Origin of the sequence: Aquimarina sp. AU58, from assembly GCF_900312745.1 — a bacterium.
GTDB classification, from domain to species: Bacteria; Bacteroidota; Bacteroidia; order Flavobacteriales; family Flavobacteriaceae; genus Aquimarina; species Aquimarina spinulae.
Genome location: NZ_OMPD01000009.1, coordinates 704,440 through 729,080, shown reverse-complemented (window position 1 = coordinate 729,080; position 24,641 = coordinate 704,440). Strand labels below are relative to the sequence as shown.

The following is a 24,641-nucleotide window of genomic DNA, read 5'->3' as shown; positions in this document are numbered from 1 at the left end:
TTAACTATATTGGCGGCTATTTTATAAATAACCTCAACTATTATGAAACAAGGATTGCTAACATCTATTACCCTATTGTTTTGTCTAATTTCGTTTGCGCAAAGTGCAGATTTGGATAAAGAAAACTTTAAAGTTTCTTATGTAAAACTACCTACCAAACCCATTCTGGACGATACCAAAAGAACGTATTCTACCAATCATAGGGGGATTTCAATTTCTGGATTCTCAAAAGTAAAATCTGAAGGAACATTAGATTATAATTACACGTTTAATGGTACAGAAATAGGAGAAGTCAATATCAATAAGAACAAAATTGAGAAAAAGGACAAAGAAGGAAAAGTCATTTCTGTAAGCTACGAATATATGGTAGTTGTTACCTATTCATCTTCTGCCTCCTTATCGTTTAACAATGCAGAAACAGCAGAAAACTTCCAAAAAACATATTCAGAAAGCACTACTTATAAGAGTAGTACTTTTGGTAGCTATAACAAGGCAAAAGATTATTACAACAATAATCGACATAACTTAAGAAACAAGTATAGAACTGCTCATAAGAACACGATTATAAGCAATATCAATAGCTATGCAAATCGTGCATATGGATACATTCCTTATACAACCGAATATGAATACTTATGGATTTTAGGCTCGAAAAAGCACCCAGAATTTCAAAAGCACCACGAAGCGTTTGATAAGGTAAAAGCTTCGTTTGATAAAATCAAATACGATGAGCCTATCGATGAGATCAAAAAAGAGATGGAACCTATTATCGAATATTTTAATAGTGTAATCCCAAACTACCCTGGTGATAAACGTAAAATAAGAAAGGTACGATATGCCAGTTATTACAACATCGCAAATTTGTACTACTATCTAGAAATGCCGGAGAAAGTAAAAGAGTACGCTCAGAAAATCATCGATAATAATTATGATAAAAAAGATGGTAAATATTTTATCAAAAAGGCAGAGCAACTCATCAAATCTTTAGAGACGAATAAAACAAACACTCGACACATGAAAGTGCTTACCGAGGATCTAAGCAATGTACCTGAAGAGGAAGAGGAAAAAGAAGAAACTACAGATATAGAATTAAATAAAGCATATTTAATTACCAAAGAAAATGATACTACGCTGGTTGATATCAAATCCAGTGATATTGCTTCAATCGGATATAAGCTAAAAACAGTAGAGTATGATCAAAACGGTACTCCAATCGGAAGCAGAGTAAAGAGTGCAAAAAAATGTAAAGAACTTGTCTTTGTTGATGGGCTTCATTACAGAAATATTAAGTTTAAAGAATCTTCTATTAAATCTGGAGCTGTAGATGCCGGGCAAATGGTATTAGGCGGAGCCACAGATAAGCTTTGTAAAGTGCTTTTTGAGTCTGATAAGATTAATTTATATCTATTTAATGAATCTGAGATGGTTATTCTTCCTGCCGGAAGTGAAAAAGGAAAATCAACTATGGCCGCTGGTTTTGTTTTTGGTTTTAAAAAGAACCTTACCAAATATGCTGAAGGTTGCCCAACAGTAATCGAAAAAGTTGCTAATAAAGAGTACAAAAACAATCAGGAAAGTTTACTAAAGTTTTGTAATGAACTTACCAAATGTAGTAGTTCAGCAACTACTCAAGACGGAAACTAATAGCAAAAGCTAAAAATCACTACATAAAAGAGGTTGAATTCTATGTTTTTAACATAGAATTCAACCTCTTTCTTTTTAGACAACTTTGATAATACAAGACAGAACATCTAAATTTTAATCAAGATTAATGACTTTTTTAGTTTAAAAAAGACAATACAGATATATGTAAAACCCACCGTTAACATAATGTTTAACCATAACTCATACCATCAAAAAAAAATTCATCCCTAGATTTTTATTTTTATCACTATTTAAACCTAATTCGTCACAAACCTCTTATTTCTATAGCATCATTTCTTACATCTAATCTATGTTTGAGGTAAATAATAATGATACATACAAGGGTAATTATTCTAAATAAAAAGGTAGTCACCAATATGTATCATAATCATGACTATAGAATAAGGCATAGATCCCAGATGCCTTAAAAAAAAGCCTGGGAGATATTTATATAATTAAAAACAAATAACATGTTAAAAAACATTAAAAGTTTAACAGGAGTAAAAAAGTTAACAAAGAACACACAAATTAAAATTAATGGAGGAACTGCACCAGATTATTGCCCTAAAGGATGGAGACATGTAGGAGGAAGATGTAGACGTGGTTAAGATGAAGTAAAATAGAATCCAACTGGTCGTATGTAACAAATAAAAACCAAGATAATACAACCTGATTCTGGATTATATTTATACAGATAAAAAAAACGCAACCTTACTGGTTGCGTTTTCCCCTCAAACAATTCCGGATATATAAGACTTTCCCAGTTGTCTTCGAACATACTTTTCTAACAATGCAATAATGACATCCTAGTACATCCGGGTGTTCCTTGCCGAAAATGTTGTCCTTACGTATTCTCAACTTTAAAGATTTGGATATCACAGATCATCAATATCCAAAATCAAATAATTCCCTTTCAATCATTTTAATATGTAGCAAAGATATTTATACTTTTATATATAAATGTTATCTATATATTAAATAACCTTACTATTATTACGTTTTTACCGTAGTATTTTTAGTTTGCAATATATAAATATTCCTAAAGCTCTCAAAACCTTGAAATTTTATAATAAACAATTATATTTGAATATCTAAACACAAATCAGATGCCTTTTATAACAGACGAAGAATTACAGGGTTTTAAAGACCAAATAGAAAAAGTCGAAGAATCTAAGCGTGCTGTGGATTATGCACGTAACAAAGCTGTAAAAGACGAAAAAGAAAACTCTCGAAAATTTAAGATCGCAACCATCATACTAGGTATCATTGCATTACTAGGTGTTGCAGGGACTGTGTATTTTATGAATTTTAATACTCCAGAAAACATGGTTACCAAGAAAAAGCATAAATCTGAGGTAACGACACGGGATACTAAAATCGCTGAGTTAACAGAAACGGTTAAAAACCTATCTATGAATCAGGAATTAGAATCAGATTCTGGTGGTAGCGGAGTAGGAAATGGTCGTTCCTTGCAAGATGAATTGGTGTATGCTGTACAAATTGGAGCTTTTGAAAGTATAGATTTGTCTATGTATTCTGAGAATTTTGTGAATTTCAGACAAATTAAAAGTGGTGGATTTAATAAATATGCCTTAGGAAATTTTGAAACACTTAATGAAGCCAAAAAATTTCGTAGAGAATTAGTACGACTCGGGTTTAGAAATGCTTTTATCGCTTCATATCAAAACGGAGAACGACTACAGATTGAAGAGGCCTGGTAATTACAGGTTCTGATATAACGGATACCCCGACGTATTCACGCCGGGGTATCCCCATCAAAACTAACTAACCAACTCAATGCAACAACTATACATGTACTACAACATATTTTCTACCTGATCTCTTGTAGTATACTCCTTTACATCTGTAATATTTTACACCTCTTACTTTTACTGTCTTATATCCTCTGGGTAGGGTAGCCACCCGTACTCCAGCAGGAACGCTAACTCGTTTATAAGCTCTATTTTTTTTTACATACCATACACCTGCGCTTCTATAATAGTTTACATTTTTATGCACTATAATTTTAGGGTGATGTACTTTGGTAACCACAACTCCTCGTGCCGGACGCACTTGTACCGCAGTAGCACAAGACGTCATTAAAAACCCAAACAATACAACCGGCACCACTATTTTCATTACATTTTTCATATTCCTTACTATTTTGATTTCTAATCATAAGACCTTAGAATTACAAAAAGGTTTAATTTGGGAATATTAAAAATGTGATTTTTATCATTTTACACTTGTTATGTATTTTGATTCATCTTATAAAAAAGCGTCAATTCGATTTGTTGTAATACAATCACTCTTTGTCATTCCGGCACTTCGTCTACGCTCAGCATAGACTTCAGCCGGAATCCATAATCCATCTCTAAAAGTGGATCCCAGATCAAGTCTGGGATGACAACTTATTGGAATGAAAAAACACTTGATCCCGAAACAAATTAGGATTAATACATAACAACTCATTCTACATACTCCTGTATCGGTATCCCTTCGATAATTACATCTTCTAAAACCGATGCACCATCTTTAACATATACCACCGCATAGACATCATCTTTTTTATTATTTCTATTTACATCTCTATAGGCTTTTTCTGCATCATATGCTTTGGTTTCTTCCATATAAAATCTATCAAATGGTAGCTCAAACTGTATTTCATCATTATACGTATTCGTTACTTTGGCCATAACATAATCACCACCAATATCAAGAGGTTCTCTACTTATCTGAACAACTTTTGCAAAGCCTTCATCATCATTTTCTATATACACTCGTACCTTATCTCCGTATACATAAGTAGTATCTGATGTTGTAAAAGAGTCCATTTCAAACTGAAGTGTAATATATTTCCCTCTAAACGGATCTGTAGGATCAATAGGTCTGGTTTTAAATTTATATGCAGTACCCGATATCAGGATATCCTCGTTATCAAAAATCATCTTTAGCGGAGTACCAATTTGTACTACTGCCAAGACTATAAATACTATAAAATAAATCGGTTTCATCTGTTCTTTTTTTATTGTTTTTAATATCTCTTGTCACACTGAGTCCTTCGATAAACTCAGGACGGGCCTTGTCGAAGTGCTTTCAAATTTGCGTTTTCAAATGTCTTCGACAGGCTACCATTGACGTATTTAATAATGATTTGTTTTTCATAAACTTATATACTCATAAACTTCATCTAATTTCCTTTGTTTTGGCTTTCTGTTCATTTTCTTTGCTTGCTCGGCAGCAAACAGAACCAAAAGAAAAGGCACTTTTTCAAGGTATTTTTCAATTTCACTGAAAACCAGATTTATTGTGCTAAAATCTTTCCAGGGCTTCATAGATGTTGCAAACGCAAAACAAACCTTATACTGGTGAAAAAAGATTTCAAAGCTCTGCTTTGGAACGTCAGTTTTAACACTGGATAAAATTTTTATTGGATGTCTCAGACTGACAGCTAAGTTTAACTAAACGACAATACATTATTTATGTTAGAGTATATCATCAAATTACTTCTTAATACGTTGTTGTTTTTTTAGCATGATATAATTGGTTAAAAAGAACCCTGCTCCTACCATCACAAACAAAATTCCTCTAACAACAAAGCTCATTCCGGTATCAAAAAACCTACAGATAATCAATATCGAAATGATCAATAATCCATAGTTAAGGATCCCGAAGTTAAATTTATCTGCTCCGATTTTTATGGCAGACATCCCCAGGGCAAACACTAATGCATTCATTAATACAACCGGTAAAACACCTGTATCCTGAAGTAAGAAATACACTAACAGGAAGACTACAAAAGCTACCTGAAACAGATTAACAGCCCGTATTCCCTTTTTTATAACCGTATACCCCAACACAGAGATACTCAACAAGAATACTACTACTGCTGTATAGAGCTCCTGAGTATCATAAGTAAATGTCTCTGGGAGTTCGTCCCATATCCAACGAAACGTAAAGATCATCAACAATACTACAGTCCCTAGTGAACCAATGATCAAAAAACCATTTCTAAGTGTTCGTAACTCTTTAAATACAGGAAGTCTTCCTATCGTATATAAGAGTCCAAACATGGTGATATACATCACAAAACCAAGATCTTCACTACGACCGATAAATGCACTTAATGCAATTGTGATACTTGCTGGTAAAATCCAGGTAAAAATGGTAACCGTATTGCTGGCCGTATTTGTTGTGATAAGCCTGTAGTAATATGGTAACACAGCCCCAATAAAAGCAATATACAACCAGGGAGTTTCTGTATTTCTATAGTTCCATAATCCAACCTCTACAGCATAGTATGTACTTAGTAATATGGTAAGCAAGGCCACTGCATGTGATCGTAACAGGTATACCAATGGCAAGCAGAGGATAATCCAGGTAAGTAAAAAAGAGCCTAATTCTCCCGGGATATTATAGATCTGACTTACCAATGCCATGCAGGCACCCACTGCAAAAAACAGAAAAGTCCCCGAGGCTTCTTTCCAGGTGGCGCTTTTATTTTTTAGAATCGAAAATCCTGTAAAGATCTGCCCCAATAGCAAGGGGCCAAATGCTAAAATTGTTTTTGTTAATCGCGAAAAATCATCCCAATTGTGTGCCAGCATTAAAATAATACCGGACCCGACTAATAATGCTCCAAAAATCCCAAAGATCATAAATAGCTTATTAGGCTTTCCCACATCTTTGGTAGCATAGTATTGCTCTATTTTATCTGCAAGCTCGGGAGAAATAATCTTATCTCCTACCAGTGTTTGCAGCTCTTTATTAAATTTTGAACTCATAATATTATGTTGTTTAGTGGACTTTTAATCCGTTGTGCATTTTAGAATTAAAAAGTATTAAAATGTCAATCAATACAACTGTATACAGGAATACTTACAAATTACAATATGCACCAGTTTTGCACTCATCTCTACTTATCTTTTATATTCAGATATGTAATAAACACAGAATACGCGGCGATACACATGGGTATAATCTCTAAGAAAATCAACTCTCTATTACTATTCATATGTAGATCATTTATTTCCATTTGAAATAAAACACCATATAACAAAACTATACCCCAGTATACCAGTACATTCTTTTTTACCATGGCACTTCGCTTTTTCCATTGAATAAAAAAACCCAGCCCAATACTAAGCTGAATACCGCCAAGAAAAATTTGAGCAAATAGCCCATCTTTCTCTCCCATAATTCCGTAACACCCTAAAGTGATTACAAAAGACAATACATTGATTATAAGTACTACATTTTTGATTTCTTTCATCTTTATTAGACTTATTAGTGATTATAAAAAGACAGCCGCAGCCACACGGCCGTCTTTTTTAATCATCAAAACAAGAGACCTCAAGCCTCCCTAAGGTCCCTTCTTTTGATTTCACTTTGTTACCCTTTATATCGAAGTACTAATGCACAATTCGGCAACGTCGTTTAGTTAAGGATAATATTTAAAATTTCTTGTCACACTGAGCCTGTCGAAGTGCTTTTCAAATTTGTGTTTTCAAATGTCTTCGACAGGTTTGTCCTGAGTTTATCGAAGGGCTCAGACTGACAGCTAAAAGCTTAACTTAACGTCATTGATAATTCGGATTTAATTACTCCTCACTGTTTTCGATAAACTTTTTATCCCTGGTATTCTTCTGCACTGCAATGGCAGCAAATAAACTAAGGGTAAAAGACATCCCATAAAACCCTTTTTCACTAAGCTCCAGATCGGCATTCCACAGGCCGATAATCAGCAATAAAATAGAGGTAAGCGTAGTAAACCAGCTAATTCCGTAATAGATATCGGTAACAGGGATCCCCTCTAGCCTATCTCTAACACTTTTTTGCACAGATACGGCAGAGAACAATCCAAATAGCAGGATGGTAAAGTAGTATCCTTTCTCGTTAAGTACCATACCCGCATTCCATAATCCGGTGCAATAGGATATCATTCCTATAAACAGTGCAGACCATGATGCTGATATAAAAGCCGGTGTTGGCTTTTGGTCATATACTTTGTTTTCTTTCTTTTCTACATTTTCGATTACGGTATCCTCGGATACATCGTTACTAAATTTGTAATTCATAATAATTGATTTTGATGATTCAATTGTTCATTCGAACAGGACAAATGTGCGATGATATGCGTTGATATAAAATTCTATTTTCAATAAAAACTTACGATATATTTATGTTAATAATCTAATTGTATCAATATTCATAGTATCTTTATCAAAATTATACTTACGATACAATGCATGTTATTTCTTCTATAATCCACACCTTATCCGACGAATCGAAGCGAAATTTCATCGCGATATTGCGGCAAAAGAATAAAAGAAACGATACCAAAAACATACAACTGTTTAAGCTTTTGGATACCACATCAACTGCTAAAGATCTCGATATTCAGATTTATGGTAAAAGAGCCAAGGGCGCTTATCACGCACTATGCAAAAGATTGCATGATACGCTCATTGATTTTATTGCCGCAAAAAGTTTTGAGGAAGAAACTTCAGAAGAGATGGAAACTCTTAAGCTCCTTAGAGCCAGCAGGAGTTTCTTTGAACAGAAACAATATAAAATTGCTTTTAAAACCATTGCCAAAGCCGAGCAAAAGGCCAAAACCTATGCACTTTTCAGTATCCTAAATGAGATTTACTACACCCAGATTCAATACGCTCATCTTAATCGCGGGATAGCAATAGAGGCTTTATTTGCTAATTTCAGGAGTAATAAAAAATCGCTACAACAAGAAGAAAACCTAAACCTGTTTTATGCCACTGTGCAGCACGAACTCATGAAACAACGAAGAGATGCCGTACCGATTATAAAAAACACCTTATCCAGGTTTGGATTATCGATCACACAAGATCTTACGTTTCGATCCTTATTTAAGATCCTGGAGATTACAAATCAAACGGCTCATATCACCAGGGATTATCGTGCCATACTTCCTTTTGTAGAAGAAGTCTATACACAAATAGACACCAAAGAAGATGTAATCGACAAACACCTCTTCTACCATATCCAGATTCTGTATTATGTAGCCAATTCTTATTTTAGGAGTAAAGATTTTACGACCTCGCAGCAGTACCTGGCCCTTATGCATGAGGAGATGAAAAAACACCAGGACAAGTATTACAAGCGATTTTTTCCGCAATATACCTTACTACACTCACTTAATCTTAATTATACTGGCCGGGCAAAAGATGCAATCATGATCTTAGACACCTTTGATTACGAGAAATACAAAGACCAGATTGCCTATATTCTGGATCTTAAGCTAAGTCACATTGTATATTATTTTCAGCAACAACAGTGTAAAGAAGCCCTGGGTATTCTTAATGATTTTTACCACAGTGATCACTGGTATACCGAAAAAGCTGGCCTGGCCTGGGTAATTAAGAAAAATCTGATCGAGATCCTGTTGCGTATAGAATTGGATCATATCGATATCGTAGAATCCAGAGTTAACAGTTTTAAAAAGAAACATGGTGCTTATCTTAAAAGCAATAGAGAAACGCGAGCATCAGAATTCCTAAAACTAGCCACTATATATTACCGCAAACCAGAGGTGGTCACCACAGCAGCATTTAAGGATAAGATGTATACTACACTCACCACTCCTACTCCCGAAAACGAAGATATTTTTGATATGAGTTTTTATGCCTGGATAAAGACTAAGGTCGAAGGTAGTACGCTATATGAAAACACTTTGCAGCTGGTACATCAATAAAAAAAGAGGTGAGTTGTGTGGTCTATCGCATAAATTTGCTAATTTCCTGAAAAATTTAACCTGAGATCAGATCATACCATGCCATTAGATAATCTTGAATTTTTATCCATTACAGATCAAGCGCAGGATTTCCCGATGCATTATCACGATACGTTTTGTATCTCTTATGTTCGTTCGGGAATCGAGCAAACGCAATTACAGCACCAAACCTTATTATGTAGTGCCGGCGCCATTTCTGTTACACATCCTTACGAGGTACATACCACGCCTGTTTTAGACAAAGATATTGGGGTGAGTTTTGATACACTTTATCTCTCTAATGATGTGGTAAAATTCTTTCTTAATGGTAAGACCTTACACTTTTCAGAACGCGTTATTCATGATAACACCTTAATTCGATTGTTTTTTCAATTAAAAGAAGCCCAGGAAAAACACGATCTACCCATAACCGAGCAGTATTTAAAAAGCTTTATCCGGCAACTAAGCCTATACTCTACTGTTTTGGCTTATCATTATGATGATTGCATTCGGGATTTTAATACCATTACTTGTTATATCGAAAACAACCTCACTCAAAAAATCTCTTTAGAAGATCTGGCCAAAATCGCCAATATCAACAAGTTTAGTTTTACCAGAAAATTTAGAACAGAGACGGGTTTAACACCGATAAACTACCTGTTAATGAAAAAGATCATGGCTGCCAAAACAGCTATCCATAAAAACTCAGAACTTACCCAGATTGCTTACCAGTATAACTTTACCGATATGGCTCATTTTTCGAGGACTTTTAAAAGGTATATTGGTATATCCCCCAAAGTATTTCAGGATCGGTTATTATAAAATTGTCAATATTATACAAGCCTGTTACACAAGATGCCTCGTTCTTTGTAGAAATCAGTTATATATGAAGCATCTTATTGCAATCCTTAGTATCATCCTTCTTTTTTCATGCAAAGCTGAAAAAAAAGATCCGCTATTCGCTATGACCCCCGATCAAATGGAAGAAGATTTTCTCCTCTTTCAATCTATATATGAAGAAGCGAATGCAGGGCTTTATAAATATCGAAAAAAAGAACAGGTAGATAGTGCTTTTGCTGCCAATAAAGCTCAGATTTCTGAGACTACCACTTATCGCGAGTTCTATACCCTACTTTGGAATGTTATTGATTACACAGGGAGTTGCCATAACGGCCTGACCTATCCCGAGGCTTTGGATGAGGCATTAAATAAAAAAGACATTTTCTTTCCTATCCCATTAAAATATATCGATGGAAAACTCTATACAAATTACACCTACAATGGTATTGCTATGGGTAGCGAAGTCCTGGCTATCAACAAAATGCCTATAGACGAAGTCGCAAAACGCTGCGGGCATTTTATAAGCACCGATGGGTATAACCAAACCGGTAAGTATACCGATCTGGATTCTGACTGGTTTGCTTTTTATATGTATTTGGTCTTTGGGGAGCAACAGCAATTTACATTGCAGTACCAAAATAAAGCAGAATCTACATCTGCTACGGTGCAAAGTGTAGATTACATTACCTTTTTTAACAATTATCAAAAGCGGCATTCTGCGGCATATGATAACCGTATTACCAAAGATTACTTCTTTACCTACAAAGACAGCATCGGGTATCTAAACATCAACACCTTTGCTATGGGAGGACCCGAATCTGAAGGCCATAAGCAGTACGCCACCTTTTTGGATTCGGTTTTTGTAGCGCTAAAAGATAACCATACCCAAAAGCTAATCGTAGATGTAAGAGGCAATGGCGGCGGTAATGATCCCAACGACTTATTACTGTACTCCTATCTCACCGATCGAAGTTTTAGAGAAAACACTACGGCACATACTCTTTTTCAGGAAGTTCCTTTTCCTAATTATTATCTCGATGATGATATCGATGAACTGGCCAAAGAATTAAAAGAAGAACATTCGATTTTTAAGGATGGTAACTATTATCAAAACGCTACCTTTAATCCTGCCTGGCAACCCAAACCAAATGCATTTACAGGCGATCTGGTACTTTTGATTGATCCTCCTGTAGCGTCGGCAGGCTCTCTATTTGCCAGTTTGGTAAAAAGCGACGATGATACTATTGTAATCGGCGAAGAAACACTGGGCGGGTACTATGGCCATACGGGACATATCCCTGTACATTATGAATTGCCCCATTCTAAATTAGAACTTAAATTCTCGATAGTTGACCTGGAGCAGGATGTTCGACAACTACCCGATGAGCAGTATGGTGATGGCATACAACCCGATGATAAAGTGGTACAAACCTACCCCGATTTCCTTACCCATAGAGACACACAACTAGAGTTTGCGATTAAAAAAATAAGTTCGAAGTAACCCTTCGACGTGCCTGTCCTGAGCTATCGAGAATCCATCATATTATCGTTTTCAAATCCATCTCGATACACGCTCGTTCCTCACGCACTCGATGTGACATACCCATACTGTACCCTTCGACTACGCTCAGGGTACGTGAAGAGTGCATGTTTTGATGATTCATATCCGTACCCTGAGCCCTTCGACAAACTTGTCCTGAGTGTATCGAAGGGCTCAGGACAGGCGTAGCCGAAGGGTACGCCTAACACCTCAGACCTAACATCCCAGACCTACTACCTACCACCTCACACACCTAATCCCCACAATCGCACCTCCCTTTTTCATAAAAATACCCAATACAGGGTATTGAATGCCTTTAGAAGAATTACAACTTTTGAGTGTTCAATTACAACACACAAATATGAAAATCAATTACAAAGGGAACTATGAACAAGTTAAGTTAGCAGTCGAAGATGCTAATGAAGTATTATATTCTAATGAATTTTACGAATTAATAAGGCAACATACTAATTTTAATTGTTCGAAAAAAACTCCGCAAGAAATTGCTGATATCATTCAAAACACCAGCTTGGAAGTCGAAGTTAAACTATACAAACCAAGATGGAGATTTAGCAAAGTACTTGGATACTTTGTAAAGAGTAAACCCAATAATCTTTTTCTTAATTCCAGAAAATTATACCGAGATACAAGTTCGATAAGTAATACTATTGTACACGAGTATGTACATGCAGTGGATAATAATTTTGACAATACGATCATTGATTTTGGGCATAATTGCGGGACTTTAAAAAACACTGCTCCTTACGTTATCGGCAACATTGCAGAGATAATCATCGACGGAAACGAAATTGATGATATTGATTCTTCTTTAAAACATTTTGAAAGTAGAACTATGGTTCATTGTTTAATTGATGGCAACCAGTCTTTTTTGAAAAACGAAGAATTAATTATTGAAGAAACCAGAATTTATTAAAATGAAAAAACTATTTATACCCATAGTAGTTTTTATGATGAAATAAATGGTTGTAAACGATTATAAATAAGTACAAACGGGTATATGTGTACTGATACATATATATCATTGTTAGCAAATATTAAAAATAAAATTATGAGTGAAATTAACAAACATATCGAAGTACTGAGAACAATTAATGACGAAATGACTCCAGAGCAAAAAGCTCTAATTTATGTTAAAGAAAATCTATCAATTGCTAATTTGATTGGAACTGAAATTTTTGGTGACAAAATAGAAAAAACGGAGGTTTTTAATATATATGACAAAATAGAATCTGCTCTGGTAAATTTTGGGAGTGAATATGGTGCTCATACCCAAGACGGACCTCACGGAGGTGGTGGTGACAAACCGCCTAAACCTAGACCACCAAGAGCAACAGGAGGAGTAAGAGGATAAATTACGTTTTATGACCGAATATGTTCCAATTGTATCCTCTATTTTAACTCTGACAAGTATTTTGATAGGAGTTTGATGCTTAACCCAAAGTTTAGTGTCTTTTTATAAAGACCGTCAAATCTTTTTGATTTGGCCTTAGAACAAAATAAAAAAATTTGGCTAAGTGATTAACGTGAAATTAAAAAATGTATTTACCCAGGTCTTTTTACAGTTAAAGAAGTAGGCTCTTGGAAATAACGATATTAATTACTTGGGCAACACCAGATTTCCTACCGCTACAAGTTTCTTGCTAGTAGAAGTTATTAGTATAAACATAAAAAAAGGTTTGTGAGTAGAAATTCGCTATACACGAGACCGATAGCAATAATTATGACAGAACAAAACTACATATTTGGATATGGTTCACTGATCGAAAGTGAATCTAGATTGCGAACTACACCTAATGCAAAAGATGTTTATCCAGTTATAGTGTCTGGATTGAAAAGAGGTTGGTTTGCCAGGACGGGTGGAAACAGTTTATCCACAACTTTTTTAGGTTGTATAAAGGATTCTAAATCGATCGTCAACGGAGTCATTTACAAAGTTAGTGAAGAAGAAATTAAGAATATTGATAGCAGAGAGAAAGGATATTCAAGAGAATTATTAGATAAAGATAAAATTAAGTTTCTCTTTGATATTAAAGATCCTAATATTAAGATTTGGACATATCTGAACGAATTTGACAATTTTAAAGAACTCAAAAATAACTTTCCAAACAAAAAATTTCCAATTGTTCAATCCTATGTCGATATGTGTATTAATGGTTGTCTAGAAATAGAGGCAAAATTTGATAAGGCTAAAGAATTAAACTTTACCAAAATGTTTATAGAATCTACTGAACACTGGAATGAGTTTTGGGCAAATGATAGAATTTACCCTAGGCGAGCATTCATTTATAGGCCCAATGCAAATACTATTGACACCTACTTAAAAGATAACTTAAAAGACGAGTCACTGTTCAATAAAATATACATCGAGTGATATGGAAGAATATTATAACATTGAGACTTTATTAACCATGTTAACAGGAATCGGAACATTACTCGGATTCGGCTGGTTTGTTATTGCTCGCCACTATAAAAGCAATAATGAACAAAAGCTCTTAAAGCTAGAGAATGAGCACAGGGATGAACTTTTTAGAATCCAAAAAGAACAAGAAAAAAACAAAAAGGACTGGGAGAGTGCGATGGAAAAGGAAAAAGAAAGCCTAGAGCTTGAATTAGATGAAAAGAAAAATGTCCCATTACTTCAAGAATCTAAAACTGTATATGTAAAATATCTACATATTAAAAATCCAAAAGATGGACCTGTTTATACAAAATATAATGATAGACTAGAAGAAAAGATTGATGTATTCAGTGAGTATCATTACTTCCGTTTTAATAAATATAACATTAAAAATAATTCAATTAAGCTAACCGATACGTCTAGCGGAATAGTTGACCAAAACATTTTGTTCCCCTGGAAAAAATTGACCTTTACCGACTTACCAAGTAAAAATCTTAAAGGATCTATTTCACAAAATGTAGATAATAGTGATTGCTATTTCTCTGCGACTACTTATTACAACGGGTTTAATGAAGGTAACGAGGACATAGGAATGAAAATGGAAATGGATACACTAGAAGCCAGAATAATTGTTGATTTTTCTTCAATTATTGGATTAAAAAAGCTTTTTACCAAGGAGCCTGATGCCTATAAATTCGAATTGGATGGAACTAAAACGAAACTTTTAGGACTTGAAAAAATTTCAGAAGGCGTTTATCATTTAGTTAAATACAACTTGAAAAAAGACGAATCCTTGTTAGTTGATTTTCACGTTGATTGGAATTATTTGGAAAAATAACTATTACCAACAATGGCTATCAGTAATTGCTTGTTCTCACCCGAAAGCGTGGATTTGCAATCCGTACAATACAATACCCAACACCTAAAACCCCATACCTACTACCTAACACCTGATACCTGACACCTGATACCTAAATCGCATACAAAAAACTTTCTCCCCTACCATGTGGTTTCCCGTAACCGTAATAAAAAAGGTAGCTGTAGTTTTAGGGGGTTAAAAGATACAAACGGGTATAAAGGATATATATCCTTTATACCCGTTTGTTACCAGCAATAAAAACTATCACCATGAAATCAAAAGCAATTATTACTCTACTACTTGTCAATTTAATCTACACAAGTGTTTTTTCTCAAATATGTAATCCAGAGACTGAACATTTTGAAAATCAATTATGCTGGATTAAAAATTATATCAGAAATCAATATTCCATTAACGATAACACTACTGATAAATTTAAAGATGTTTTCTTTGGTACAGATAATTATTATGTCAGCGGTAATAATGTTCCTTGGGGCGGAGATTATTTTTCTTGGACTTATGGAGGATTATGTACAAGGCTTAACTCGTATTCATCTGAGGAGTCTTTTCCTTCAATTGAAAGTCTGAATTGGGATAAAATTAAAGAAATGACTAAAGAAGAAATAGCTCGATTATCTCCCGCTGAGAAAATGGATATTTATCTAAATAATAAGGATTTTAAAATTACTAAAAGAGAATTAACAGCTAGAGGACCACTTACTCCAGATATTCAATCTTGGGAAGGTTTTTGTAATGGAGTTAGGGCTGCGGGTGCTTTAACTAAAGAACCTATAAAAAATATCACTGTAAAAAACGCAGATAATCTAGAAATTGAATTTACCGCTGCAGATTTAAAAATATTAGCTGGAGCATCATATTTCTATTTGACACCAAATGGCTATGGCAGAGTCGGAAGCAATAATAGTATCAAGCCAAATCCTGGTGCTTTTGATTTAATACTTAGACTGATTTTAGCTGAGAATAAAAAGGTTTTCTTTTTTGACGATAACTCATCTAATGAAATATGGAATCATTCAGCTTTAGGGTTTGAAAGAAAAGTGTTAGAAAAAAAGAGAAAAGTAAAGGGGAGTGATAACCCACCATCTAATTCAACACATATCATAACATTTACAACAACCTTTTATCATATGGGGGAAATTAGTACTCACATTATGAATGGTGCTACCAAACCTAGAATTGAATCTAAAAACAGCTGCTGTGTAGAAGAGAATAATTATGTATACACACTATTTCTAGACAAGAAAGACAATATCATTGATGGTTTCTGGCTTCACAACTTTTATCCAGATAATATTTGGTTTGCAAATGGAAAAGGTGACGACAGTAATCATTCAAGTGGAATTGACAATAATACAGGGAAAGAATATAGAGGAAATGCTAATATACCTTTTGATGTATTAATTAGTTTGATTGAAAAATCATCTCAAAATTAAAGCTGGTAACAATGTATAAACGGCATTAAAACGACCGTTTATACGGGATGTTATATGGCATTAAAAACAAACTGAATGTTTAAAAAAATAAAAATTAATACTTGGAGGCAATATGAAAATATTGATATTGATTTTCATCCAAGATTGACAATAATTACTGGAGCAAATGGAGCTGGAAAGACAACTATACTTGGCCTTTTAAATAGACATTTTGGTTGGCCTAGTCAACTTGTTGGTACACCAAAGAAAGACAAAAAGACTGGCGGATTGAAATTCTTTAGTGATTTTTGGAAAGATCTTTTTAACTCTGAATCACCAAATAATAATAGTAATAATAAAAATGTTGTTGGTAATATTAGCTATGTAAATGGTGTGGATACTAATATTATTGTGCCTACTCAAGTTGGTTCAACATATGGAATACAATTTTCTTCTCAACAACCTATAGCAGGTTTTCATATTCCATCCCATAGACCAATTTATAAATATCAAAACGTACCAAACATTTCAACCCAAGCAATATCTAAACAAATAGCTTATCAGAATTATAGAAGTGTTAAGCATCAAAGATATCAAGGTGCAACCAGTATACAGAAATCTGAAACTTATTTTATTAAAGAAACTCTAATTTCTTTAGCAACTTTTGGTTATGGAAATCAAATTGTTAGCAGGAATGATGAAGCTGTAAGAATCTTTGAGGGCTTTGAAGATGTTTTGAGAAATGTATTACCGCCAAAATTGGGTTTTGAAAAAATATCAATTAGAATACCAGAAGTAATTCTAGAGACAAAATCCGGAGAATTCGCTATGGATGGAGTTTCAGGTGGTATTGCATCAATAATTGACCTTGCTTGGCAAATATTTATGTTTGAAAATAATAATCAGCCATTTTGCGTAACCTTTGATGAGCCTGAAAATCATTTACATCCAGAAATACAAAAAACACTCTTACCAAACTTTTTGAAGGCATTTCCTAAAGCACAGTTTGTAGTAGCCTCTCATAATCCTTTTATAATAAGCTCAGTTCCTGACTCTACAGTTTATGTTTTGAACTATAACGAAGACAATAAAGTTCACTCTATTCTTCTTGATAATATTGACAAAACAGGAAGTGCTAATGATATTTTGAGAGATGTTTTGGGTATAGATTCAACAAAGCCAGAATGGGTCAATAATCAAATAGATAATATTCTAAATAAATACTCTGAAAAAGGCATTACACCCGAAAATATTGAACAATTTAAAACTGAATTAAAAAGAATTGGTCTTGACAAATTTGTTCATACTTCAGTTGCAGATTTAATTCAAAAAAGTAAAAAGAAATGATTCAACTAAAAGAACTTGCTAAACCTCAAGTTTTAGTTGATAATGCTTTGAATTGGACTAAAACTGTGATGGATTATGTTAACAAAGGTCAGAAAATACCAGATTCTGATAAAAACAAATACAATCACATACAAGTCAAAAATCAGATTAAACTTGAAACAAAGGAAAAATGTGCATATTGTGAAAGCCAAGTTACACATCAATATCCAGGAGACATTGAGCATATTATTCCTAAAGCTATATATCCAAGACTAACATTTAATTGGTCAAATCTTACATTTGCTTGTTACTGGTGCAACAATGGAAAAAGAAACTATGTTGAAAAAAAGGAAGCCAAATTAATCAATCCCTATAAAGACAAAATTTCAGAACATTTATCTTTTTTCGGACCACTATTAATGCACGTTAATGAGAGTAAAAGAGGAGAAATAACTTGGAAAAAAATAAAACTCAATAGACAAGAACTAATTGATAGAAGAACTGAAAAAATTATTGATCTTCAAAATCTTATTGACAAATATGAAAGAGAAGATGTGCCCGCATTGAAAGCAATTCTTTTAAATGAAGTTATTGAGTTTAGTAATAATGAAAAAGAATTTAGTTATATGTGTATATGCTATCTTCAAGATAAAAAAATATTGTGAAAACGACATATAACAAGATGTATAAAACATAGCTAATAAGTGCTAAACCGAAAGTTTTGTGCTTCTTTGCAAAGACCGTCAATTTTTTGAATTTGACTTTTAAAATAGAAAAATTAAAAACAAAATAAGAAGTTTTGGCTAAGTGCTTAATTTAAAGATTACTACTTTTAATTCCCGCACTAACATACGAGCCGAGACATTGTACACAAGCTTAAGAAACAACAGTAATAAATATCAAACTTTATGAAATTAGAAAAGATTCTGGATAAACTCGGTTCGATAGAAAAGAACTCATTTATCAAAATAATCGACAATATCATATCTAAAAACCCAAAGAACGGTAAAGAAATCAACAAGATTTTAAGTTCATCAGACAAAGGTCTGAAATCAGTTGACAATCAAAACATATCGAAGATTTTCGCATTAACCGCAAACGAATTTCAAGAACACATTAAGTGTGAATTTCAAGAAATCACATCGCAATTAGACATTTTAATTGACATTATCATTCGTGACGGAAACTGCATTATGAAACAAGATTGGTTTTCGAGATTATACGAAAACGAAATCAAACATCTAAAAAGTAGAATTAAAGGACTCAACGAAGATTTTGAAAATGATAAATCGGAATTAAGCACAGCACGAAAAAGAGATTACAAAATTTACAAATCTTGTTTGCACACCGCTTACCACAATGATGTTGAAAATAACCGAGATGCAAAAATAACTTCAGATGAATTATCAATAATTCTAACACTTGCCAGACAACTTGGACTTTCTCAAGAGGAAATGAAATTGATTAATTACTCGATTTTACCAATCAAAAAACTTGATATTCAAGATGTAATAAAAGGACTAAAAAACATTGGTGTTATTTTTTATTCAAATAAAGAAAATACCATTTATGTGGCAGACGAAATGGTTAGAATGTTACGTAAAGTGAGAGAAAAAGAAGTTGCCGAGAAATTCTATCGTAGAACGCTTAAACTTTTAAGAGAACCAATTATCAACCAAATCGGAAGAGAACATAATATTGATAGAAAGTTATCATACTCTCAAAAAATCGAGGAAATAATCAAAGAAGGTGTTTCTTTCATAAATCTACTTTTGAATGATATTTACAAACCAGGAAGTACACTAACAGAAAGAAAAAAAATCTTAAATGAACTTTGTGAGAAAGGTTTAAATATCAAGAATTTAAAAGGCAGCACTTTAGACGACAAGATTAATAGTTTAATTGGGCATTTCGAGAATGTTGAGCGTGATGAAAAAGTAGGTATCTCATTAGACGGATTTGACAAGTTACTCGCTGAGTTAAATCAATCGTTACCGAAAATAAATAAACAGATTAAAGATCAATTTGAGTTACAAGATGAATTTGTACTTAAAGCAGACTTTTTGATTGATTATAATATTAAACCTAGAGATATTTTAGATTTAATCGTAAAAAAAGATTTAACCGAATTCATAAAAGACAACGGGATTAAGCAACGTGGAGATGATATTTTAAACATTCTCGAACATTACAAAGATGTTGATAATTTATACTTAGAAAACTATGAAAATGTTGCTTATCGCAATCTTAACTTACTCAAAGAAAATGGAATCCTAGTTAAAGAAAGTGAGCTTGGTATAAAATTCGAGGATTTAACCAAAGTAATTTTCAAAGGCCTAGGTTTTGACGTAGACGATAAGTTAAAAAATCAACTGAACACCCAAAAGGATATGATGGATATTCTTTTAAATTTGAATAATAACGAAATTATCATTGTAGAATGTAAAACCAGTAAGGAAAGAGGGTACAATAAGTTTAGTGCAGTTTCACGGCAATTAAAATCATATCAAAATTTAGCACTTAAAAATGACTTACGGATTGTTAAAATTTTGCTTGTTGCACCAGAGTTTAGTGATGATTTTGTTTCCGATTGTGGAATGGACATGGAAATGAATTTGTCTTTAATCACAGCCTCGACCCTCTCGAATATATTTGAGGCTTTTAAAACATCGAAATATCAAGAATTTCCGCATGTTTTGTTTAGAGATATTGTAATTAATGAGGAGAGAATATTGAAAGTATTAAGCAAATAGGTGGAAAAACTGACATCGCATATTTACAATACCAGCAATACGATAAGCAACCTAAACAAAAAACCTTAAAACGTCACCAACTCCGGTAACGAAACTTCTAAAGCTTTAGAGATTTCCAAAAGAGAGTAAATGGTAGGATTTACTTTTCCGTTTTCTAAATAAAAACACTTTGTCAACTTTTTGTATGACAAGAATGTGGTATGATTGGCTGATATTTGTTTTGTCACTAAAACAGATACCATGCACCAAAACAATGAGCAGCTTATCATCGATTTGATACAACAGGATCTTAAACATTGCCAATTGGTATACGGCTTAGCGCAATTGGGATTAGAGGGATCAAACACACACCATCTAGAGATATTGGATATCATATACCAGCTTATGCATATCCCCAGTGATAAAAAAAACGACTACCTGGCCGAGACCTATGCCGCTTTTATGAGTATGGCTACCGATTATGACATCACCCCCCTGGGAGAATCCCTACGCCCTCTGGCAAAACAGTGTTATCATCGGTTAAAATATCTTATAGAATTGGTGTGAGAGGTTCGAAGTACCCTTCGGCTACGCTCAGGGTACGTGTGAGAGAAATGTGTTTTTGATTGCATAAACCATACCACACCCTTCGAGAGCACTTCAAGCTCAGTATGGCACCTCAGGGTACGTGAGTACGTGTTTTTTATTATATCCCGTGCCCTGTGTCCTTCGATAAACTCAGGACAGGCCTTGTCGAAGGGCTCACAGTATGACACCTCAGGGTACTGGTATGCATATATCATTGTAGGCAATAATTAAAAATTAATCATCTCTTTTTTAGCGTAGAAAAAGACAATGAATTAAATCTTAATTTTTAAGCAAACTGTAACATTTGTCATATTATCCCATCTTGATAAAAACTACTATACTATGAAAAATATTAGAAAATTTTTATTTTTTGTTATTGTGTTGCTTGTTTGTTTTGCTTCAAGAAAGTCGTCTGCACAAAATGAGTATTCTATTGACTCGATTATTCAGTTAAATACATATACTTTCAAAATTGTAAACAATGAAATTATTGGAAATGGGAAAGATTTTCTTAAAAGAGAAGCTGAAAATTCTCAATTTTTTATGATTGGTGAGTTACACGGAAATAAAGAGACTCCCGAATTTACTTCTGCTATTCTTAACTTACTAAAGCCTAAAGGGTACAACAACTTTGCTATTGAGATTGGTCCTTTTAGTAAAAAAAAATTGCTATCTATTATTAAGCAAAAAAATGGTATTGATTCTTTATCCAATTTTTATAAAAAGTATAATCCAGATGATTTAACAAATCCAATTCCCTTTTTTGATGGGGTTGATGAAGTTAGAATGCTAGAAACTGCTATAACTAATGCGTATAATATCTGGGGAATCGATCAAGAGTTTGTATATGCAGCTCCCTTCTTATTTGATGATATTTTTAATAAGACAAAAAAATTAAAAAACAATTCAAAAAGCTATGAAAAGATCTATAAAGAAGCTCGCGCATCTTTATTAAAGCATCTTACTACGAAATCAAAATCTAAATTTAATCTTTTATTGAAAGATAAACATATTCTTGAGTTTATTGCTGAATCAAAAGGAGTAGATAATGAGCTTACTACGCTATTGACAGAGTTAGAAAAAAGTTGGAAAATATATGCTTACGGAAATGGTCCAACAAAACAATACTTCGAAAGTAATAACTCCAGGGCGATTATGATGAAACATTACTTTTTTGACTATTATAAAAAAGCTTTATTAAAGGAGCCTAATCCAAAAATGATCTTAAAAATGGGTAGTATGCATACTGTTTATGGAAAAAACCCTTTAGCTATTTATGATATTGGAAATACTTTATATGAATTATCAATATTAAATAATTCCAAAAGTTTTAATCTTGCCCTTGCTGGCAGATATTATATTAGAAGTAGTGGAGAAAAAATTGATCGTTTAAAATATGTTCCAGAATATAAGAAATTATTTAAGCATCAGGAAGAAAATCTTTGGACTCTCTTGGATTTAAGGCCTCTTAAAAAGGCTATTTACAATGGAAAAATTAAGGTAGACGATAAGAAATTCAAAAAGCTACTTTATAGATATGATTCTGTTCTCATGAAAACTCTTACAGCTACTACAGAGGATATTAGAGATTATAAAAACTAAATTGATTGTACAATTCAAACCCGACAGCGCGGATTTGCACCTTAAATCCGTGCAATACAACACTCTACGTCTAGATAAAAACCTCAGCACTTCGATGATATAGGAAAAAATCTCCTACCCTATACAGTACCATTGCTATATTAAAAAGATAATGGTAGCTTTGGGTGATTAATGCTTATAAACACCATAAACAGATATATGTGTACAAGTATGCATATACTATGGTTAACAAAAATTAGAACATAAAAAATGACAACCTCTCTAAGCGAAATCTTTAATACTTCTACATTGTTTTCAGAAGATAAAAAGAAATACTATTTAACAAAAAAATCATTAATTCTTAAGTTGTACAAAGGCGTTAACATTAAAGAAATTAAAGACAAAATTGATTCATATCAAATTTTTGATATCATAGATGATCTTGCACAAGTACTTTGTGATAAAGAAAATACAGATAAAATCTTTGCTAATATTCTTAATACTCTTATTTCAAAATACAAAGACATCAATATTAACTTGTTTGATTTCAGACTAAGTGAGCCTCATGGTACTATCGAATTACATGCTTTGTCGAATGAAGATCATAAATACCACGAAGAGCTATTAGAATTAGAAGATTATATAGAGCTATACAATTTTATTAATTCTGCAGAATGCAATGATGAAGCTATGGAAGATGTGGGAACCCAAAAATTTATTGAGGAAACCTTCGATTTTATAAATGAATTGGTTTACGATTTCCTTAAAAAAGTAATACCACAATATTTCACTAAAGAAAGCTTATCCAAGTTAGATATTAATTACCCACTTTCATTTTATTTTAATGAGGAATATAGAGAAGCAGCAGCATGGGAAGGTCCTCTATTGCATACATTAGGCGAGTAACTAGAAAAATCTTTTGTTAATAAAACCTAAACTGCATTAAAATGTAGTTTAGTCAAACCGATGTAACTAATTTGAGAAACTAAATAATGAAAATAGATAAAGTAAAAAATTATAATCAAAAATTACTTGCTGTTTTGGGGACAATTGGAGCGATATTTTTAGTGGTCGCTTTAATTGCTTTTATTTCAATTGCAATTCAAGAATATAGCAGATCTAACTATCATGATCCTGAAACAGGCATCTTATCTAACGAAAAAATTGAAAAACTACAAAAGGAGAATAAAAGAGAACAAGTAATCTCATACGAAAGCCCTAAATTAATAGATACTTTAAATTCTATTTATATTATTCCTGTTTCCCACAAAACCTTGAATGAAAAAGAAAACATCAACGGACTTCTAAATGCATTTTCTTACTCTGATGAACTTTATGAAAAACCAGATAGTAGATATTCAGGTGAGTTTTATGGGGCATTTAACAATGTCATTGTTTACAATCCAAATAATGGAAAAAACAACAAATTATTTGACGAAAGAGTAAACTTCAATGATATAAAAACAGAATATTTTGACAAAGAAATACTATTATTAATAAAAGCATCTGAAAAAGACACTTATAAAGATGGAGTGATAAATTTAATGGATTTTAAATCACTTTATATTTATTCATTTAGTCAAAAGAAAATGCAAAAAATCGGAATTGATGGAATGGATGTTTACAATTATAAATTCATTAATAATAGTAAAGATTTGATTATCAGATTTGGAGTTGATAAAAATAATGATGGCCTATATGAGGAATATAATGAGCCAACTTTAATCAAAAAATACGATTTTGAAAGTGGCCAATTAACGGGCATAATTGACGAAAAAACAAGTTCAGATTTACAAAAAACCTTAGAAGGAACACAGAAATAATAAACAACAACAAACTAGACAGCGTAGATTTACACCTTAAATCCGTGCAATACAACACTCTACGTCTAGATAAAAACCTTAGCACTTCGATGATATAGGAAAAAATCTC

23 protein-coding genes are annotated in these 24,641 nt (G+C 33.0%); 18 read left to right on the top strand and 5 right to left on the bottom strand.

The window, feature by feature from the left end; genetic code table 11:
• The first annotated feature begins 42 nt into the window (after positions 1–42).
• The 3 genes from DK441_RS09765 to DK441_RS09760 all read left to right on the top strand — a co-directional run bounded on the left by DK441_RS09765 (position 43) and on the right by DK441_RS09760 (position 3,365).
• Positions 43–1,644, top strand: a complete 1,602-nt coding sequence (locus DK441_RS09765; protein WP_109098547.1) for a hypothetical protein — start codon at positions 43–45, stop codon at positions 1,642–1,644.
• Between the two features lie 470 nt (positions 1,645–2,114).
• Positions 2,115–2,252, top strand: a complete 138-nt coding sequence (locus tag DK441_RS26515) for a hypothetical protein (protein ID WP_160112029.1) — start codon at positions 2,115–2,117, stop codon at positions 2,250–2,252.
• 498 nt (positions 2,253–2,750) lie between these two features.
• Entirely contained in the window at positions 2,751–3,365 is a 615-nt protein-coding gene (locus DK441_RS09760; protein ID WP_074410348.1) for an SPOR domain-containing protein, read from the top strand.
• An 85-nt stretch (positions 3,366–3,450) separates the two neighbouring features.
• On the opposite strand, the gene DK441_RS09755 is transcribed toward DK441_RS09760, so the two are convergent.
• From DK441_RS09755 to yiaA, 5 genes are all read right to left on the bottom strand, one after another.
• Complete coding sequence (locus tag DK441_RS09755; RefSeq protein WP_109098546.1) at positions 3,451–3,795, bottom strand: DUF6515 family protein; 345 nt, start codon at positions 3,793–3,795, stop codon at positions 3,451–3,453.
• A gap of 317 nt (positions 3,796–4,112) precedes the next feature.
• A complete protein-coding gene (locus tag DK441_RS09750) occupies positions 4,113–4,658 on the bottom strand; it encodes a GDYXXLXY domain-containing protein (RefSeq protein WP_109098545.1) in 546 nt (181 codons plus the stop codon).
• Between the two features lie 489 nt (positions 4,659–5,147).
• Positions 5,148–6,428 carry a DUF2157 domain-containing protein gene (locus DK441_RS09745; RefSeq protein ID WP_109098544.1) on the bottom strand — a complete coding sequence of 427 codons (1,281 nt, stop codon included), beginning with the start codon at positions 6,426–6,428 and terminating at the stop codon, positions 5,148–5,150.
• 131 nt (positions 6,429–6,559) lie between these two features.
• The gene (locus tag DK441_RS09740) at positions 6,560–6,916 is read right to left on the bottom strand and encodes a hypothetical protein (protein ID WP_109098543.1); all 357 of its coding nucleotides are present in this window, start codon (positions 6,914–6,916) and stop codon (positions 6,560–6,562) included.
• Between the two features lie 328 nt (positions 6,917–7,244).
• Positions 7,245–7,721 (bottom strand): inner membrane protein YiaA, encoded by a 477-nt coding sequence (yiaA, locus tag DK441_RS09735; protein ID WP_034242593.1) that lies wholly within the window; start codon positions 7,719–7,721, stop codon positions 7,245–7,247.
• Between the two features lie 167 nt (positions 7,722–7,888).
• Here yiaA and DK441_RS09730 point away from each other — a divergent pair, with 167 nt between their 5' ends.
• From DK441_RS09730 to DK441_RS09655, 15 genes are all read left to right on the top strand, one after another.
• Positions 7,889–9,373: a hypothetical protein gene (locus DK441_RS09730; RefSeq protein ID WP_109098542.1), complete on the top strand. Its 1,485-nt coding sequence runs from the start codon at positions 7,889–7,891 to the stop codon at positions 9,371–9,373.
• Between the two features lie 78 nt (positions 9,374–9,451).
• Positions 9,452–10,213: an AraC family transcriptional regulator gene (locus DK441_RS09725; protein ID WP_109098541.1), complete on the top strand. Its 762-nt coding sequence runs from the start codon at positions 9,452–9,454 to the stop codon at positions 10,211–10,213.
• 64 nt (positions 10,214–10,277) lie between these two features.
• A complete protein-coding gene (locus tag DK441_RS09720; RefSeq protein ID WP_109098540.1) occupies positions 10,278–11,732 on the top strand; it encodes a S41 family peptidase in 1,455 nt (484 codons plus the stop codon).
• A 400-nt stretch (positions 11,733–12,132) separates the two neighbouring features.
• Positions 12,133–12,705 (top strand): hypothetical protein, encoded by a 573-nt coding sequence (locus DK441_RS09715; RefSeq protein WP_160112028.1) that lies wholly within the window; start codon positions 12,133–12,135, stop codon positions 12,703–12,705.
• Positions 12,706–12,840: 135 nt separating this feature from the next.
• Complete coding sequence (locus tag DK441_RS09710; protein WP_139062627.1) at positions 12,841–13,143, top strand: hypothetical protein; 303 nt, start codon at positions 12,841–12,843, stop codon at positions 13,141–13,143.
• Between the two features lie 369 nt (positions 13,144–13,512).
• A complete protein-coding gene (locus DK441_RS09705; protein ID WP_109098537.1) occupies positions 13,513–14,163 on the top strand; it encodes a gamma-glutamylcyclotransferase family protein in 651 nt (216 codons plus the stop codon).
• 1 nt (position 14,164) lies between these two features.
• A complete protein-coding gene (locus DK441_RS09700) occupies positions 14,165–15,028 on the top strand; it encodes a hypothetical protein (protein ID WP_109098536.1) in 864 nt (287 codons plus the stop codon).
• A gap of 290 nt (positions 15,029–15,318) precedes the next feature.
• Positions 15,319–16,503, top strand: coding sequence for a hypothetical protein (locus DK441_RS09695; protein ID WP_109098535.1), 1,185 nt, complete (start codon positions 15,319–15,321; stop codon positions 16,501–16,503).
• 75 nt (positions 16,504–16,578) lie between these two features.
• Positions 16,579–17,829, top strand: coding sequence for an AAA family ATPase (locus DK441_RS09690; RefSeq protein ID WP_109098534.1), 1,251 nt, complete (start codon positions 16,579–16,581; stop codon positions 17,827–17,829).
• On the top strand, positions 17,826–18,473 hold the full coding sequence (locus DK441_RS09685) for an HNH endonuclease (RefSeq protein WP_109098533.1): 648 nt from the start codon (positions 17,826–17,828) through the stop codon (positions 18,471–18,473). The genes DK441_RS09690 and DK441_RS09685 overlap by 4 nt, the downstream gene beginning before the upstream one ends.
• Before the next feature lie 243 nt (positions 18,474–18,716).
• Entirely contained in the window at positions 18,717–20,561 is a 1,845-nt protein-coding gene (locus DK441_RS09680) for a hypothetical protein (RefSeq protein ID WP_109098532.1), read from the top strand.
• A 240-nt stretch (positions 20,562–20,801) separates the two neighbouring features.
• Positions 20,802–21,107, top strand: coding sequence for a hypothetical protein (locus DK441_RS09670; RefSeq protein ID WP_109098531.1), 306 nt, complete (start codon positions 20,802–20,804; stop codon positions 21,105–21,107).
• Positions 21,108–21,470: 363 nt separating this feature from the next.
• Positions 21,471–22,730 (top strand): hypothetical protein, encoded by a 1,260-nt coding sequence (locus DK441_RS09665; RefSeq protein WP_109098530.1) that lies wholly within the window; start codon positions 21,471–21,473, stop codon positions 22,728–22,730.
• 249 nt (positions 22,731–22,979) lie between these two features.
• On the top strand, positions 22,980–23,615 hold the full coding sequence (locus DK441_RS09660) for a hypothetical protein (protein WP_109098529.1): 636 nt from the start codon (positions 22,980–22,982) through the stop codon (positions 23,613–23,615).
• 86 nt (positions 23,616–23,701) lie between these two features.
• Complete coding sequence (locus DK441_RS09655; protein WP_109098528.1) at positions 23,702–24,532, top strand: hypothetical protein; 831 nt, start codon at positions 23,702–23,704, stop codon at positions 24,530–24,532.
• Positions 24,533–24,641 lie beyond the last annotated feature (109 nt).

Bases quoted from the DNA above. Each gene is read 5' to 3' on its own strand.
- DK441_RS09700 (WP_109098536.1), top strand. From the start codon at position 14,165: ATGGAAGAATATTATAACATTGAGACTTTATTAACCATGTTAACAGGA.
- DK441_RS09715 (WP_160112028.1), top strand. From the start codon at position 12,133: ATGAAAATCAATTACAAAGGGAACTATGAACAAGTTAAGTTAGCAGTC.
- DK441_RS09690 (WP_109098534.1), top strand. From the start codon at position 16,579: ATGTTTAAAAAAATAAAAATTAATACTTGGAGGCAATATGAAAATATT.
- DK441_RS09665 (WP_109098530.1), top strand. From the start codon at position 21,471: ATGAAAAATATTAGAAAATTTTTATTTTTTGTTATTGTGTTGCTTGTT.
- DK441_RS09705 (WP_109098537.1), top strand. From the start codon at position 13,513: ATGACAGAACAAAACTACATATTTGGATATGGTTCACTGATCGAAAGT.
- DK441_RS09745 (WP_109098544.1), bottom strand. From the start codon at position 6,428: ATGAGTTCAAAATTTAATAAAGAGCTGCAAACACTGGTAGGAGATAAG.
- DK441_RS09730 (WP_109098542.1), top strand. From the start codon at position 7,889: ATGCATGTTATTTCTTCTATAATCCACACCTTATCCGACGAATCGAAG.
- DK441_RS09725 (WP_109098541.1), top strand. From the start codon at position 9,452: ATGCCATTAGATAATCTTGAATTTTTATCCATTACAGATCAAGCGCAG.
- DK441_RS09740 (WP_109098543.1), bottom strand. From the start codon at position 6,916: ATGAAAGAAATCAAAAATGTAGTACTTATAATCAATGTATTGTCTTTT.
- yiaA (WP_034242593.1), bottom strand. From the start codon at position 7,721: ATGAATTACAAATTTAGTAACGATGTATCCGAGGATACCGTAATCGAA.
- DK441_RS09680 (WP_109098532.1), top strand. From the start codon at position 18,717: ATGAAATTAGAAAAGATTCTGGATAAACTCGGTTCGATAGAAAAGAAC.
- DK441_RS09710 (WP_139062627.1), top strand. From the start codon at position 12,841: ATGAGTGAAATTAACAAACATATCGAAGTACTGAGAACAATTAATGAC.
- DK441_RS09695 (WP_109098535.1), top strand. From the start codon at position 15,319: ATGAAATCAAAAGCAATTATTACTCTACTACTTGTCAATTTAATCTAC.
- DK441_RS09765 (WP_109098547.1), top strand. From the start codon at position 43: ATGAAACAAGGATTGCTAACATCTATTACCCTATTGTTTTGTCTAATT.
- DK441_RS26515 (WP_160112029.1), top strand. From the start codon at position 2,115: ATGTTAAAAAACATTAAAAGTTTAACAGGAGTAAAAAAGTTAACAAAG.
- DK441_RS09670 (WP_109098531.1), top strand. From the start codon at position 20,802: ATGCACCAAAACAATGAGCAGCTTATCATCGATTTGATACAACAGGAT.
- DK441_RS09655 (WP_109098528.1), top strand. From the start codon at position 23,702: ATGAAAATAGATAAAGTAAAAAATTATAATCAAAAATTACTTGCTGTT.
- DK441_RS09720 (WP_109098540.1), top strand. From the start codon at position 10,278: ATGAAGCATCTTATTGCAATCCTTAGTATCATCCTTCTTTTTTCATGC.
- DK441_RS09760 (WP_074410348.1), top strand. From the start codon at position 2,751: ATGCCTTTTATAACAGACGAAGAATTACAGGGTTTTAAAGACCAAATA.
- DK441_RS09750 (WP_109098545.1), bottom strand. From the start codon at position 4,658: ATGAAACCGATTTATTTTATAGTATTTATAGTCTTGGCAGTAGTACAA.
- DK441_RS09685 (WP_109098533.1), top strand. From the start codon at position 17,826: ATGATTCAACTAAAAGAACTTGCTAAACCTCAAGTTTTAGTTGATAAT.
- DK441_RS09755 (WP_109098546.1), bottom strand. From the start codon at position 3,795: ATGAAAAATGTAATGAAAATAGTGGTGCCGGTTGTATTGTTTGGGTTT.
- DK441_RS09660 (WP_109098529.1), top strand. From the start codon at position 22,980: ATGACAACCTCTCTAAGCGAAATCTTTAATACTTCTACATTGTTTTCA.